Origin of the sequence: Enterobacter sp. IF2SW-B1, from assembly GCF_001743375.1 — a bacterium.
Classification (GTDB): domain Bacteria; phylum Pseudomonadota; class Gammaproteobacteria; order Enterobacterales; family Enterobacteriaceae; genus Enterobacter; species Enterobacter bugandensis.
On the sequence record NZ_MJAA01000002.1, the window covers coordinates 656,685 to 670,705 of the forward strand.

Annotated in this window: 16 protein-coding genes and 1 other RNA gene; 9 read left to right on the forward strand and 8 right to left on the reverse strand. The window is 53.9% G+C overall.

The window, feature by feature from the left end; genetic code table 11:
• Positions 1 to 2 precede the first annotated feature (2 nt).
• A complete protein-coding gene (locus A6013_RS07500) occupies positions 3 to 608 on the reverse strand; it encodes an NADPH-dependent F420 reductase (RefSeq protein WP_047367537.1) in 606 nt (201 codons plus the stop codon).
• A 107-nt stretch (positions 609 to 715) separates the two neighbouring features.
• On the opposite strand from A6013_RS07500, the gene A6013_RS07505 reads away from it, so the two are divergent.
• The 3 genes from A6013_RS07505 to A6013_RS07515 all read left to right on the forward strand — a co-directional run bounded on the left by A6013_RS07505 (position 716) and on the right by A6013_RS07515 (position 3,551).
• The gene (locus A6013_RS07505) at positions 716 to 1,621 is read left to right on the forward strand and encodes a LysR family transcriptional regulator (protein ID WP_069732804.1); all 906 of its coding nucleotides are present in this window, start codon (positions 716 to 718) and stop codon (positions 1,619 to 1,621) included.
• Positions 1,622 to 1,744: 123 nt separating this feature from the next.
• Positions 1,745 to 2,521 carry an isocitrate lyase/phosphoenolpyruvate mutase family protein gene (locus A6013_RS07510; RefSeq protein ID WP_069732805.1) on the forward strand — a complete coding sequence of 259 codons (777 nt, stop codon included), beginning with the start codon at positions 1,745 to 1,747 and terminating at the stop codon, positions 2,519 to 2,521.
• Positions 2,505 to 3,551: a bifunctional transcriptional activator/DNA repair enzyme AdaA gene (locus tag A6013_RS07515; RefSeq protein ID WP_045631577.1), complete on the forward strand. Its 1,047-nt coding sequence runs from the start codon at positions 2,505 to 2,507 to the stop codon at positions 3,549 to 3,551. Before A6013_RS07510 ends, A6013_RS07515 begins: the two co-directional genes overlap by 17 nt.
• A gap of 141 nt (positions 3,552 to 3,692) precedes the next feature.
• Here the strand turns inward: A6013_RS07515 and ssrA are convergent.
• Positions 3,693 to 4,056: a transfer-messenger RNA gene (gene ssrA, locus A6013_RS07520) on the reverse strand.
• An 89-nt stretch (positions 4,057 to 4,145) separates the two neighbouring features.
• Positions 4,146 to 4,628 carry an SsrA-binding protein SmpB gene (gene smpB / locus A6013_RS07525; RefSeq protein ID WP_024908331.1) on the reverse strand — a complete coding sequence of 161 codons (483 nt, stop codon included), beginning with the start codon at positions 4,626 to 4,628 and terminating at the stop codon, positions 4,146 to 4,148.
• A gap of 156 nt (positions 4,629 to 4,784) precedes the next feature.
• Here smpB and A6013_RS07530 point away from each other — a divergent pair, with 156 nt between their 5' ends.
• Together A6013_RS07530 and A6013_RS07535 are read left to right on the forward strand one after the other, a co-directional pair.
• Entirely contained in the window at positions 4,785 to 5,222 is a 438-nt protein-coding gene (locus tag A6013_RS07530; RefSeq protein ID WP_008502504.1) for a type II toxin-antitoxin system RatA family toxin, read from the forward strand.
• Positions 5,212 to 5,499, forward strand: a complete 288-nt coding sequence (locus A6013_RS07535) for an RnfH family protein (protein ID WP_045260867.1) — start codon at positions 5,212 to 5,214, stop codon at positions 5,497 to 5,499. Before A6013_RS07530 ends, A6013_RS07535 begins: the two co-directional genes overlap by 11 nt.
• A 103-nt stretch (positions 5,500 to 5,602) precedes the next feature.
• Here the strand turns inward: A6013_RS07535 and bamE are convergent, their stop codons facing one another.
• The 3 genes from bamE to nadK form a co-directional block, all read right to left on the reverse strand.
• Positions 5,603 to 5,941, reverse strand: coding sequence for an outer membrane protein assembly factor BamE (gene bamE, locus A6013_RS07540; RefSeq protein ID WP_028014132.1), 339 nt, complete (start codon positions 5,939 to 5,941; stop codon positions 5,603 to 5,605).
• Positions 5,942 to 6,079: 138 nt separating this feature from the next.
• The gene (gene recN, locus A6013_RS07545; protein WP_069732806.1) at positions 6,080 to 7,741 is read right to left on the reverse strand and encodes a DNA repair protein RecN; all 1,662 of its coding nucleotides are present in this window, start codon (positions 7,739 to 7,741) and stop codon (positions 6,080 to 6,082) included.
• 85 nt (positions 7,742 to 7,826) lie between these two features.
• Positions 7,827 to 8,705, reverse strand: a complete 879-nt coding sequence (gene nadK, locus A6013_RS07550; RefSeq protein ID WP_008502500.1) for an NAD(+) kinase — start codon at positions 8,703 to 8,705, stop codon at positions 7,827 to 7,829.
• Between the two features lie 122 nt (positions 8,706 to 8,827).
• Here nadK and grpE point away from each other — a divergent pair, with 122 nt between their 5' ends.
• Positions 8,828 to 9,421 carry a nucleotide exchange factor GrpE gene (gene grpE, locus A6013_RS07560; protein WP_032644906.1) on the forward strand — a complete coding sequence of 198 codons (594 nt, stop codon included), beginning with the start codon at positions 8,828 to 8,830 and terminating at the stop codon, positions 9,419 to 9,421.
• Positions 9,422 to 9,472: 51 nt separating this feature from the next.
• On the opposite strand, the gene A6013_RS07565 is transcribed toward grpE, so the two are convergent.
• Both A6013_RS07565 and A6013_RS07570 read right to left on the reverse strand, forming a co-directional pair.
• On the reverse strand, positions 9,473 to 10,759 hold the full coding sequence (locus A6013_RS07565) for an HlyC/CorC family transporter (protein ID WP_032644905.1): 1,287 nt from the start codon (positions 10,757 to 10,759) through the stop codon (positions 9,473 to 9,475).
• A gap of 19 nt (positions 10,760 to 10,778) precedes the next feature.
• Positions 10,779 to 11,570, reverse strand: a complete 792-nt coding sequence (locus tag A6013_RS07570; protein ID WP_032645009.1) for an inner membrane protein YpjD — start codon at positions 11,568 to 11,570, stop codon at positions 10,779 to 10,781.
• Positions 11,571 to 11,736: 166 nt separating this feature from the next.
• Between A6013_RS07570 and ffh the strand changes: the two genes are divergently transcribed.
• From ffh to rimM, 3 genes are all read left to right on the forward strand, one after another.
• Positions 11,737 to 13,098 carry a signal recognition particle protein gene (gene ffh, locus A6013_RS07575; RefSeq protein WP_003863132.1) on the forward strand — a complete coding sequence of 454 codons (1,362 nt, stop codon included), beginning with the start codon at positions 11,737 to 11,739 and terminating at the stop codon, positions 13,096 to 13,098.
• A gap of 116 nt (positions 13,099 to 13,214) precedes the next feature.
• On the forward strand, positions 13,215 to 13,463 hold the full coding sequence (gene rpsP, locus A6013_RS07580) for a 30S ribosomal protein S16 (protein WP_022649067.1): 249 nt from the start codon (positions 13,215 to 13,217) through the stop codon (positions 13,461 to 13,463).
• A 15-nt stretch (positions 13,464 to 13,478) separates the two neighbouring features.
• Positions 13,479 to 14,018 carry a ribosome maturation factor RimM gene (rimM, locus tag A6013_RS07585; protein ID WP_028014127.1) on the forward strand — a complete coding sequence of 180 codons (540 nt, stop codon included), beginning with the start codon at positions 13,479 to 13,481 and terminating at the stop codon, positions 14,016 to 14,018.
• Positions 14,019 to 14,021: the final 3 nt, after the last annotated feature.

Consider the following 14,021-nt stretch of genomic DNA (forward strand, 5'->3'; position numbering starts at 1 on the left):
TGCTATGCCAGTTGCACCAGATTTACCCCCGGAAGAGGCCCTCCAGGGAATTGTTGTAGCGTCCCGCCGATCTCAAGACTGCCTAAATCAATGCTTGCGAAGCCCAGTTGCCCGGCTAACGCTTTCACTTCCGCCTTCGCATCTGCATCGTCTCCGGAGATAAAGACGACACGATGGCCACCCGCTTGCGCCGGATCCTGAGCCAGCACCCCTGCAAGAAGGGTATTGAAAGCTTTGACGACGCGTGCCCCTGGCGCCCACTGGGTCACAAGCTGGCTTGAGTTTTTTCCACCCAGTTCTGCCAGTTTATAGCCGGGCAAAAGTACCGGGTTCGTGGCGTCAATCAGGATGCGTCCATTCCAGGTAATTCCGCTTAACGCGGCTTCGGTTTTGTCCCAGTTAGTGCTGACAAAAACGATGTCAGCTTCAGCGGCCTGTTGTGCGGTGCCTGCGCGAGCCCCGCGGCCCAGTCCTTCAACCACATCAGACAGGCTTTCCGGCCCGCGGCTGTTGCTCAGAATAACGTTCATGCCCGCATTTACCAGCTGTTTCGCAAAGGCTTGCCCAATTGCACCAGCGCCGATAATACCTACAGTTGTTGTTTTCATGCTTAATTTCCTTCAGGAAGAGTAGTGAACATGCGTAGAGAGTAGTAATCTTCGTCCTATCTGAATAGCCTATATAATTAGATGGATTCCATCTGCCGGAGCGATACATGCTGGACGGTATGTCTGTTGATCAACTGCGCACGTTTATTGCCGCCGTTGATGAGGGAAGTTTTTCGGCCGCCGGGCGTAAACTGCGGCGCGCGCAGTCGGTTGTCAGCGCGACGCTGGCCAATCTTGAGGCGCAGGTCGGATTCCCATTATTCGATCGCTCGGGGCGATATCCGAAACTGACGGAGGCGGGCGTCGCGATGCTGGAAGCGGCACGCCTTGCCGCTGCCGGGATGGACGCCTTCAGGGCTAAGGCGCGCACCTTAGCCGAAGGGCTGGAGCCTGAACTTGCCGTCTCCGTCGATGTGATGTTTCCTGTTGCGCAGCTCACCGCTGCGGTGCAGGCATTTCATCAGGTATTTCCCGACACGCCGCTGCGTTTGTATGTGGAAGCATTAGGGGCGGTTCTCCAGCCTCTGCTGGACGGCCACTGTCGGGTGGCGATTATCGGCTCGCTGCCGCATATTCCGGCTGGATGCACCTCTGAATTCCTTCTCAACGTGCCAGCCGTGGCCGTTGTCTCTCCTGAACATCTGCTGGCTAACCTGCCAGGGCCGATCCTTCGTTCGCTTTTAGCGGAACACGTTCAGCTGGTGCTGGCCGATCGTTCGTCGCTTACCGTGGGCCGGAGCTTTGGCGTGATGTCGTCAAAAACCTGGCATTTGGCCGATATGGGCGCGAAGCACGCTTTCCTGCGTGCCGGGCTTGGTTGGGGTTATATGCCGCTGCCAGTGGTTGAGGAGGATCTTGCGACGGGTAAATTGGTCACGTTGAATTTGCAGATGCAGCCTGACGTCGGACCGGGTTTTGCCATGCAGGCCGTGCATTTAGAAGAACATCCTCCGGGCCCGGCTGGCCGCTGGTTCATTAATAAGCTCAAAATGCAGGTTAGCGCAGCTGGTTGACAACAGATCTGACTGGTCTCCGAATCCAGACTACGCTTGCTAAAAAATGGTCGTCTGAATTTCGGTTGTGACGTTCATACTGAATGCTTAGATTCATTTTCAATCTATTGAGAGGAAATGAATATGAATTTTGCAGAACTCCACAACCAGGATCAGCCCCTGCTAATCGCTAACGTTTGGGACGCCGCCAGTGCTGTCGCAGCGCAAGAAGCAGGCTATCAGGCACTGGGAACGTCCAGTGCAGCAATAGCGTCCATGCTGGGATATGAAGACGGGCAGGGAATGCCGTTTGATGCGTTATTTTATGTGGTCACCCGTATCCGGGCTGTCAGCAGCCTGCCATTGAGCGTTGACATGGAAGCAGGATATGGTGATTCAGCCGAAGAGATAGTCGCTAATCTCAGGCGCCTTGCTCAGACAGGCGTAGCAGGCGTTAACCTTGAAGACAGCAGAGTCATTAATGGTAAGCGTCAGCTTGACGATATCTCTGATTTTTCCCGTAATCTCAGAACAGTATGCAATGCGCTGAGAAGCGAAAACTGTAGCCTGTTTCTGAACATTCGGACTGACACTTACCTGCTCGGGCATGATGACGCATTGCAGGAGACGATATTACGGGGTCAGAGCTATAAAGCCGCAGGTGCTGATGGCCTTTTTGTTCCCTGTCTTACGTCAGAGAAAGACATCAGCCTCATTGCAGAGGCAACGGGTCTGCCTCTGAACGTCATGTGTATGCCCGATCTTCCGTCGTTCGACAGGCTGAAGCTGGCCGGGGTAAACCGCATTTCAATGGGCAATTTTGTTCATTCAGCCATGCAGTCAACGCTGAGTGATGTAATGCATGCGATTCGAACTCGTCAGTCATTTGCAGGACTTTTTAGCGATGAAAATAACCGATAAGAATTTGTGTGATATCTGGTATCAGGCATTACTCGAACGAGATTCAGAATATACCGGCGTATTTTTTGTTGGCGTCAAAACTACTGGCGTATTCTGCATTTCGGTATGCCGGGCGCGAAAGCCCAGGCGCGAAAATGTTGAATTTTATAAAGATGCCAAATCTGCCCTGGCGGATGGCTTTCGTCCCTGTAAGGTCTGCAGACCCGCTGAAAATGCGCACAGCGCGCCATTATTTGTTGAACAGGCGCTTGCGCTTGTCAGGCGCGATATTAAATCCCGTGTGGCTGACGCGCAGCTTCGCCAGCACGGAATCAGTCCGGAGCGGGTAAGACGCTGGTTCCTGCAACATCACGGCATCACTTTCCAGGCTTTCCAGCGAATGCAGCGGGTGAACGTTGCCCTGCAGGAGCTAAAAAGCGGACGAGCGGCTACTGACGTTGCGCTGGACAATGGCTATGAATCCCTGAGCGGGTTTGGTTACATCTACAAGCGGCTTACTGGCGCAGCGCCGACTCAGGCAACCGAGGTGATTGTCATTCATCGGTTTACCACTACGCTTGGGCCTATGTTTGTCTGCGCAACTGAGCGGGGAGTCTGTCTGCTGGAGTTTACCGATCGCCGGATGTTAGAAACGGAATTCCGCGATATCCAGCGTTTATTTAACGCCAGAATTGTCACCGGAGAAAACAGCCATACCCGGCAGACAGTAAAAGAAATCAGCGAGTATTTTGCCGGAACTCGTCGACAGTTTGAGCTCTCTGTGGATGCCCCGGGCAGTGATTTTCAACAATCCGTCTGGCATGAGTTGCGTGCAGTTCCCTATGGACAGACTTCGCACTATCAAGCCATTTCGCTAGGGATGAATAAGCCTAATGCTGTGCGCGCCGTCGCTGCAGCTAATGGTGCAAACCGGATTGCGATTGTGATCCCTTGTCACAGGATAATTGGCAAAGATGGAAAGATGACGGGTTACGGCGGTGGTATTTCGCGCAAAGAATGGCTCATTGAGCATGAGCGAAACAATGTTTGATGGCGTAATGTTCCATTGTTGCCGGAATATTTTACGAACTTCGCGGGATAAAATGCAGGCACAAAAAAGCCCGCAGGGCTTGCGCCGTGCGGGCTCTTAGGACTTCATCGGATGACTCTGGTAATCACCGATGGAGGATTTTGGTGGAGCTGGCGGGAGTTGAACCCGCGTCCGAAATTTCTACATCCTCGGTACTACATGCTTAGTTTGTCTTTACATTCGCACGCCAGCTGCGGACAGACACGCCACTAACGAACTAGCCTGATTAGTTTTAACGCTTCAACCCCAGGCAGGGCTTCCACGCGATCTCTTTTGGGTTTGACCTCTCTTTGATCCCCGTCTTAAGAGCGGAAGCTAGGGAGAGAGGGCTCAGAGCAGGTTATTAAGCTGCTAAAGCGTAGTTTTCGTCGTTTGCGACTATTTTTTTGCGGCTTTTAACGAGGCAAACCGCCCCTCGGCATGCACCTTGGGTTTCGCAAATCCCGTCGAATCCAGAATCAGCCCCAATAGTGTTGAACTAAGTATACCAGATTTCACTTCCTGGATACCAGCCCGGAACGCTAACTTATTGAATAGTACAATAAGTGTGCAGAATCAACGTCCTGCGTTTTTCATAATGCGCGCTTTATCCAACTGCCACTCGCGTTCTTTCAGGTCAGTACGTTTGTCGTGCTGTTTTTTACCTTTCGCGACGCCAATTTTCACTTTGCACCAGGCATTTTTCCAGTACAGTGACAGGGCGACCACGGTGAAACCTTCACGGTTGATGCGTCCGTAGAGGGATTCCAGCTCACGCTTGTTCAGCAGCAGCTTACGGGTGCGCGTTGGGTCACATACGTAGTGCGACGAGGCGACGGTCAGCGGCGTAAAGTTCGCGCCGAACAGGAAGGCTTCGCCATCTTTAAGGATCACGTAGCTGTCGCCGATGTTGGCTTTCCCGGCGCGCAGCGATTTTACTTCCCAGCCCTGCAACGCAAGGCCAGCTTCGAATTCTTCTTCAATGAAATACTCGTGGCGAGCACGCTTGTTGAGCGCAATGGTCGCCGAGCCTGGTTTATGTGCTTTTTTCTTCGTCATAAGTGTCGTAAAGCCGTCGGTAATCTGATTTCAAAAAGTCACCTCATTGCGTCCTGTGAGGTCTAACGCGCTATCTTAGCACGAGATGAGGCTTAGCGTTTTTTTAACAGGTGATAAATGTTATTATTTGTCCGTTGTGTGACCATGGAAAATGCTATGCCTCAGATTAGCCGTACTGCGCTCGTTCCTTACAGCGCGGAACAAATGTATCAGTTAGTGAACGATGTTCAGTCTTATCCAGAGTTTATCCCGGGATGTACCGGGAGCCGCGTTCTGGAGTCTGGCCCGACGCAGATGACTGCGGCGGTGGATGTCTCCAAAGCGGGGATCAGCAAGACGTTCACCACCCGCAATACGCTGACTAACAATCAGAGTATTTTGATGCATCTGGTGGATGGTCCATTTAAAACCCTGATGGGTGGCTGGAAGTTTACGCCACTGAGCGCTGACGCCTGCCGCATTGAGTTCCATCTGGACTTTGAGTTCACCAATAAGCTAATTGAGCTGGCGTTTGGCCGCATCTTTAAAGAGCTGGCGTCAAATATGGTTCAGGCGTTTACCACCCGCGCCAAAGAGGTTTACAGTGTCGCATAAGATTGCTGTAGAGGTGGTCTACGCGCTGCCGGAGAAGCAGTACTTACAGCGTGTAATGCTGGAAGAGGGGGCAACCGTAGAGGCGGCTATCCGCGCGTCCGGCATCCTTGAGCTTCGCAGAGATATCGACCTGGCGAAGAACAAGGTCGGGATTTACAGCCGTCCGGTGAAGCTGGGCGACGTGTTGAAAGAGGGCGATCGGGTGGAGATTTATCGTCCGCTGATTGCCGACCCGAAAGAGCTGCGTCGCCAGCGCGCGGAGAAGTCGGCTAAGTAGCGTGTTTCCCCCTCACCCTGTTCCTCCCCCTAAAGCGGCGAGGGGATCAACACAAAACAAAAAAGGTGCTCAATGAGCACCTTTTTGCTTTTCTGACGCCTGATTATTTGGTCAGCGCAGGCTTGTTGTCGATGTTGGTCAACACGCCGGCGCTGCTAAAGGTCAGCGTCAGGGTCTGCTGGGTCACGCTTTCGTGGCCAGGCTGCTGACGGAATACATAGAACCAGGTGTTAGTGCCGAACGGGTCGGTCATCATCGGGGTTCCCAGTGCATAAGCGACCTGCTGTTGTGTCATCCCCACGCGGATTTTGGACACATCGTTAGGGGTAAGGTAGTTCCCCTGGTTGATGTCAGGACGGTAAACCACTTTCTCCAGAGTGGAACAGCCTGCGGTCAACATCAGAAGAACCGCTGCGGCAGCGGTCAGCATTTTACAACGCATAGTGATTTGATTCCTTTTCGGGCCCGAGCAGAACGCGGCTCATATGTAATATGCCGATGATAATAGACCTTGCCCCACTTTGAAACCGGTCTGGCGGCGTTTTTGTTGTTCTGTATGACCCTGAGATCCCGAAAAAGTTTATGCCGCCAGCAGTTCTTTCGCGTTCGCGAGCGTATTACGCGTGACTTCACTGCCGCCGAGCAGTCGTGCCAGCTCCTGCAGACGCGCGCGTTTATCCAGCGGCTTCATGTGCGTTTCGGTCATTTCGCCGTCGGTTTCTTTACTGACAATAAAGTGATGATGACCACAGCCCGCGACCTGCGGCAGGTGGGTGACACACATCACCTGCGTTGATTCACCTAGCTGGCGCAGCAGTTTACCCACCACTGCCGCCGTTGGGCCGCTGATGCCGACATCCACTTCATCGAAAATCAGCGCCGGGGTTTCCATTTTACGTGCGGTAATCACCTGAATCGCCAGCGCAATACGCGACAGTTCACCACCGGATGCCACTTTGGAGATTGCCTGCAGCGGCTGCCCCGGGTTGGTGGTGACGCGGAACTCGATGCGATCCGCCCCTTCTGCCGTCAGGTGGTTCTCTTCAAAACGGACATCAATAGTGAATACACCGTGCGGCATCGCAAGCGTGTGCATGCTGTCGGTGATGTGCTGGCTTAGCTCCTGAGCGTAATGTTGACGGATCTCATGCAGTTTTTTCGCCGTGGTCAGCGCCTGCTGATGATGCAGGTTCACTGCCAGAGAGAGGGTTTCCTGCGAATCCGCCTGATCGTCAAGCTGCTGCTGTTCTTCGAGCAGAGACTGATAATAGCCTGGTAGTTCTTCCGGCGTGACATGGTGCTTGCGCGCCAGTGAAATCTGACGAGAAAGGCGCTGCTCCAGCTCAAACAGGCGGTTCGGGTCGAGGTCCAGCCGTTCACAATAATGACGCAGTTCGTCACTGGCTTCTGAGAATTGAATCGCGGCCTCTTCCAGCATATCCAGTACGCCAGAAAGTTTACTGTCCATGCCGGCCAGTTCGGTGACCAGTTGACGGACATTGTACAGCTGGCTCTGCAGGTTAACGTCTTCGCCATCTGCCAGCATGTCGAGGGCATTCTGGCTGGTTGAGAGCAGGTGGCCGCTGTTGGCGAGGCGCTTGTACTCTTCGTCAATTTGTTCAAACTCACCCGCCTGCGGGTTGAATTCGTTCAGCTCTTTAAGCTGGTACGCCAGCAGCTCCGCACGCGCGGCGCGCTCCTGGCTTTGCTGCTGGTGCTGGGCGAGCTCGCGGCAGCTCTGATGCCACTGGCGGTAGTGCTCCGCCATAAGTTGAGTAAGCGCGTACTCACCCGCATAGCCATCAAGCAGGGCTTTCTGCTGTTCTGGTTTGACGAGTTGCTGATGCGCGTGCTGACCGTGGATCTGGATAAGCAGCTGGCCGAGTTCGCGGAGCTGGGAGAGGGGGACTGCCGTGCCGTTGATAAAGCCACGGGAGCGCCCGTCGCTGCTGATCACGCGGCGAAGTAAACACTCACGTCCATCTTCGAGCTGATTTTGTTCCAGCCAGCGCAGGGCTGCAGGGGTATCTTTCAGGGAGAAACGTGCGCAAAGATCGGCACGGTTTGCGCCCATGCGCACCATGTCGCCTTCTGCACGGCCGCCAAGGCACAAGCCGAGGGCATCAATGGCAATGGATTTACCCGCACCGGTTTCGCCGGTGATCGCCGTCATGCCGCTGTGGAAATCGATCTCAAGCTCACGAACAATGGCAAAGTTGCTGATGGTCAGTTGTGCCAGCATAATTGTTTTCCTGTATGAAAAACCATAACTGTGTTTTCATACAGTATAAACTGGTTTTTTATACAGTAAAGTACTGGATGCAAAATCAGAACAATTTTTTTGACCAGCCAAGCTTCGAGCTTAATGTGTTGAAATAGCTGTAATCTTTCGGGTGAATCAAGTTCAGGTGGTAATCACACCGGCGAATAAGAACATCTTCACCTTCCTGGATTGGCAGCGCGATCTGGCTGTCGCAGCTGATCTCCAGGTCGTTACGGCGGTGCGAGAAGCGCAGACGTATCGTACTGTCGCCGTTAATCACCAGCGGGCGCGCGGAGAGCGTGTGCGGGAACATCGGCACTAGCGTAATAGCATCCAGAGAGGGCGTCAGGATCGGGCCGCCCGCAGAAAGCGAGTAGGCGGTTGAGCCGGTCGGGGTGGAGATAATCAACCCGTCAGAACGCTGGGAGAAGGCAAAGATTTCGTCGATATAAACTTCGAACTCAATCATGTGTGCCACTTTGCCGGGATGAAGCACCACCTCGTTAATCGCGGTGCTGATGCGCTTCTGACAGTCCTGCTGGCACACCTGCGCTTCCAGTAAAAAGCGTTTTTCGCTGATATAATGACCTTCCAGCACGTCGGCCAGCTGTTGCTGCGCGTTGTCCGGGTCGAGGTCGGTTAAAAAGCCGAGATTGCCGCGGTTGATACCGATGACCTTGATGTCATAACGCGCCAGCGTGCGTGCCGCGCCGAGCATGTTGCCATCGCCGCCCACCACCACGGCGAGATCGGCCTGTTGGCCAATTTCCGCCAGCGTGCCGGTTTTGACACTCTTCAACTGCAGTTCCTGCGCAATTTGCTGCTCGACCATCACTTCATAGCCTTTGCTACACAACCAGCGATACAACATTTCATGTGTCGTCAATGCGGTAGGGTGACGCGGATGCCCGACGATCCCAATACACCTGAAATGATTATTCATTTTCTGGAGGTCCTTGTGCCTGATGAATGATGACAATCTCTCTTGTTCCCTTGAATCCAGGAAACTGATCCCCATAATAAGCGAAGTTAGCGAGATGAATGCAGAAAAACGCGGAGAAATTCATGAGTAGTAAAGAACAGAAAACGCCTGAGGGGCAAGCCCCTGAAGAAATTATCACGGAACAGCACGATGAAGTTGAGGCTGTAGAGCCAGACGCATCTGCTGAGCAGGTGGACCCGCGCGATGAAAAAATTGCGAATCTGGAAGCCCAACTGGTAGAAGCACAGAATCGCGAACGCGACACCGTTCTGCGCATCAAGGCGGAAATGGAAAACCTGCGTCGTCGTACCGAGCAGGACGTTGAGAAGGCGCATAAATTTGCGCTGGAGAAATTCGTCAACGAACTGCTGCCGGTGATCGATAGCCTCGACCGCGCGCTGGAAGTGGCTGACAAAGCGAATCCGGACAACGCGGCGATGATCGAAGGTATCGAACTGACGCTGAAATCCATGCTCGACGTCGTGCGTAAGTTTGGCGTGGAAGTGATTGCGGATACCGATGTGCCGCTGGATCCAAACGTTCACCAGGCCATTGCGATGGTGGAATCTGAAGAGATTGAAGCCGGTAAAGTGCTGGGCGTGATGCAGAAAGGTTACACCCTGAACGGCCGTACCATTCGCGCTGCGATGGTGACCGTGGCGAAAGCGAAAGCCTAATTTGCTACCTGTAGTGCCGGGTGGCGGCATTCGCCTTACCCGGCCTACGCTTTACTCGGCAATACTTTCCCGAAGTGGCGTGACGGGCAGCACCTTCACCTGCTTAATCATATTGTCCTGCACGTCCAGGATATCAATATCGTACTGCTCAATGCGCACCCGCGTGCCCGCCGCCGGGATCTCTTCCAGCGCTTCCAGAATCATCCCGTTCATGGTACGAGCTTCATCTTCCGGCAAATGCCAGTTAAAGGCTTTGTTGAGTTCACGGATGTTCGCGCTACCGTCAATCAGTACCGAACCGTCGTTCTGCGGAGTCACTTCCTCCGCGAGGGAAGGGGACATCGATGTGGTAAAGTCTCCGACAATCTCTTCCAGAATATCTTCGACCGTCACCAGGCCCTGAATATCGCCGTACTCGTTGACCACCAGGCCGACTTTTTTCTTGTTGCGCTGGAATTTCACCAGCTGCGTGCTGAGCGGCGTACCTTCCGGCACGTAGTAAATCTCGTCCGCGGCGCGCAGCATCACCTCTTTGGTGAACTCTTTTTTCTCGGTCATCAGACGGTAGGCTTCGCGCACGCGCAGCATGCTGATGGCGTCATCCAGCGAGTCGCGATAGAGCACGATGCGCCCATGCGGAGAGTGCGTCAGCTGGCGGACAATGGCTTTCCAGTCGTCGTTGATGTCGATACCGACGATTTCGTTGCGCGGCACCATGATGTCGTTCACGCTCACTTTTTCCAGATCCAGCACCGACAGGAGCATATCCTGATTGCGCCGGGAGATCTGCGAGCGGGATTCGTTCACGATGGTGCGCAGCTCTTCTTTGCTGAGCGCGCTGCTGATAGTGACGTCGGCTTTGATCCCCACCATCCGCATCAAAACGCGCGTGACCATGTTCAGCAGCCAGACCAGCGGCATCATCAGGATCTGCAGCGGCGCCAGCAGGAAGCTGCTCGGGTAGGCCACCTTTTCCGGGTAAAGCGCGGCGATGGTTTTTGGCAATACTTCGGCAAACACCAGCACCACAAACGTCAGCACGCCGGTGGCAATCGCGACCCCGGCGTTGCCGTACAGGCGCATCCCAACGATGGTGCCGAGGGCTGAGGCCAGAATATTGACAAGGTTGTTGCCGATAAGCACCAGGCTTATCAGCCGATCCGGCTTGCGGAGCAGTTTTTCAACGCGGCGGGCGGCACGGTTACCCTGTTTAGCACGATGACGCAACCGGTAACGGTTTAAGGTCATCATGCCGGTTTCCGAGCCGGAGAAATAGGCGGAGATGACCACCATGACGATCAGGATAACGATCAGCGTGGTGGTAGAGATGTGTTCCAGGGGGAACTCCTTTTATAACTTAGCCAGCAAATTGCTGTATGAAGCGGCTGCCAAAATAGGCAAGGGTGAGAATGCCCGCACCCGCGACGTTGAACCAGACGACGCGACGACCGCGCCAGCCTTCATGATAATGGCCCCACAACAGGACAATATAGACAAACCACGCGATGATGGAGAGCACTGCTTTATCGATATTCTCCACGCTGAACAGGTTCTTCATGTAAAACAGGCCGGTGCAGAGCGTGAGCGTCAGCAGCACCACGCCTATCTGGGTGATGTGGAACATCTTACGCTCAATGACCATAAGCGGCGGCATTTCATGGTTGAACGCCAGCTTTTTGTTTTTCAACTGGTAATCAATCCAGGCGAGCTGCATGGCGTAAAGCGCGGCGATGATCAGCGTCGCATAGGCGAACAGCGACAGGCCGATGTGCACCAGCATCCCCGGCGTCGCCTCCAGATGCGTAATGAATTCATTAGGCATAAAGGTGGCTAAAGCCAGATTGATCAGCGCGAAGGTATAGACAATCGGCAGCAGCAGCCAGCCGCGATTTTTAGACGCGACGATGGTCATTACCGTACAGATCATCAGGCTGACCAGCGAGCCGACGTTGAGGACGCTCAGGTTTTGCACGCTGCCGTCGCCGGGAATAATGCGTGATTCCAGCGCAAACGCGTGGCTTATCAGTGCGATGACCGCCGAAAGAATAGCCATGCGCCGCCAGCCGCTGTTTTTTTGCAGCAGTCCGGGAATAATCAGCGCGAGGCTGACAGAGTAGGCAACAAGGGCGATCAGTGCGAAAACAGGCATATAGGCATCGACAGTTGTCTTAATAAGAAAGAGAAGCAGTATAACGTTACGTGACGCCTGCTCCAACCGTTGCATAACAACAAAGGCGCCTTCATGTTATACTCCGGCAAAATTCTGTGTATGTGTCGCTCAATGCGGCCCAACGTTTCTACTCAGGCGAGAGACAATGTTTGATAATTTAACCGATCGTTTGTCGCGCACGCTGCGCAACATCAGCGGCCGCGGACGCCTTACTGAAGAGAACATCAAGGAAACGCTGCGCGAAGTGCGCATGGCGCTGCTGGAAGCAGACGTGGCGTTGCCGGTTGTTCGTGATTTTATCAACCGCGTAAAAGAGAAGGCGGTTGGTCATGAAGTTAACAAGAGCCTGACCCCGGGTCAGGAGTTCGTCAAAATCGTTCGTAACGAACTGGTTTCGGCGATGGGCGAAGAGAACCAGGTGCTTAACCTGGCGGCTCAGCCGCCGGCCGTGGTGCTGATGGCGGGCCTGCAGGGTGCGGGTAAAACCACCAGCGTCGGTAAGCTGGGTAAATTCCTGCGCGAAAAGCACAAGAAGAAAGTGCTGGTGGTCTCTGCAGACGTCTATCGCCCGGCGGCGATCAAGCAGCTGGAAACGCTGGCCGAGCAGGTCGGCGTGGACTTCTTCCCGTCCGACGTTGCCCAGAAGCCTGTCGACATCGTTAACGCCGCGCTGAAAGAAGCGAAGCTGAAATTCTACGACGTGCTGCTGGTGGATACCGCCGGTCGTCTGCACGTTGACGAAGCGATGATGGACGAAATCAAGCAGGTGCACGCTTCTATCAACCCGGTAGAGACCCTGTTTGTCGTTGACGCCATGACCGGTCAGGATGCGGCGAACACCGCGAAAGCGTTTAACGAAGCGCTGCCGTTAACCGGCGTGGTGCTGACAAAAGTCGACGGCGACGCCCGCGGCGGTGCGGCGCTTTCCATTCGACATATCACCGGTAAGCCGATCAAGTTCCTCGGCGTGGGCGAGAAAACCGAAGCGCTGGAGCCGTTCCACCCGGACCGTATCGCCTCCCGTATCCTCGGCATGGGCGACGTGCTGTCGTTGATCGAAGATATCGAGAGCAAGGTCGACCGCGCGCAGGCTGAAAAGCTCGCCAGCAAGCTGAAAAAAGGTGACGGTTTCGATCTGACCGACTTCCTTGAGCAGCTGCGTCAGATGAAAAACATGGGCGGCATGGCAAGCCTGATGGGCAAACTGCCGGGCATGGGCCAGATCCCTGACAACGTTAAATCCCAGATGGATGACAAAGTGCTGGTGCGTATGGAGGCGATCATTAACTCCATGACGCTGAAGGAACGAGCCAAGCCAGAAATCATCAAAGGTTCCCGTAAGCGCCGTATCGCTGCCGGTTGCGGCATGCAGGTGCAGGACGTTAACCGCCTTCTGAAACAGTTCGACGACATGCAGCGCATGATGAAGAAAATGAAGAAAGGCGGCATGGCGAAGATGATGCGCGGCATGAAAGGCATGATGCCTCCCGGTTTTCCAGGGCGTTAATCGCTTTTGAGATTGCTTTTTGCCCGAAAATGAGTAAAATTTTCGGGCTTTTAATATGTCACCCGGGCTCCGTTCCTCGATGGGGCCCGGTTGTTTTATTCACACAAGAGGATGTTATGGTAACTATTCGTTTAGCACGTCACGGCGCTAAAAAGCGTCCGTTCTACCAGGTTGTTGTGACTGACAGCCGTAATGCACGCAACGGTCGCTTCATTGAGCGCGTTGGTTTCTTCAACCCACTGGCCTCTGGCGCAGAAGAAGAAACCCGTCTGGATCTGGATCGTATCGCTCACTGGGTTGGCCAGGGCGCTACTGTTTCCGATCGCGTTGCTACGCTGATCAAAGCAGCAAACAAAGCAGCTTAATCTGTCACGGTGGTCATGATGAGCAATAAAGCACCTGTTGAACCGATCGTATTGGGAAAAATGGGTTCTTGCTACGGTATCCGTGGTTGGCTCAGAGTGTTTTCCTCCACTGAAGACGCTGATAGCATTTTTGATTACCAGCCCTGGTTCATCCAGAAAGCCGGTAAGTGGGAAGAGGTCGAGCTGGAAAGCTGGCGTCACCACAATCAGGACATCATCATCAAGCTGAAAGGCATTGACGATCGTGATGCCGCGAATGCGCTGACTAATTGTGAAATTGTCGTGGATTCGTCGCAGTTGCCACAGCTGGAAGAGGGCGACTACTACTGGAAAGACCTTATGGGCTGCCAGGTAGTCACCACTGAAGGTTACAGCCTGGGGAAAGTCATCGATATGATGGAAACCGGGTCAAATGACGTTCTCGTCATTAAGGCAAACCTGAAAGATGCATTTGGCATCAAGGAGCGGCTGGTCCCGTTCCTCGATGGACAGGTTATCAAGAAAGTCGATCTCGCTACTCAAACCATTGAAGTAGATTGGGATCCTGGTTTTTAAATT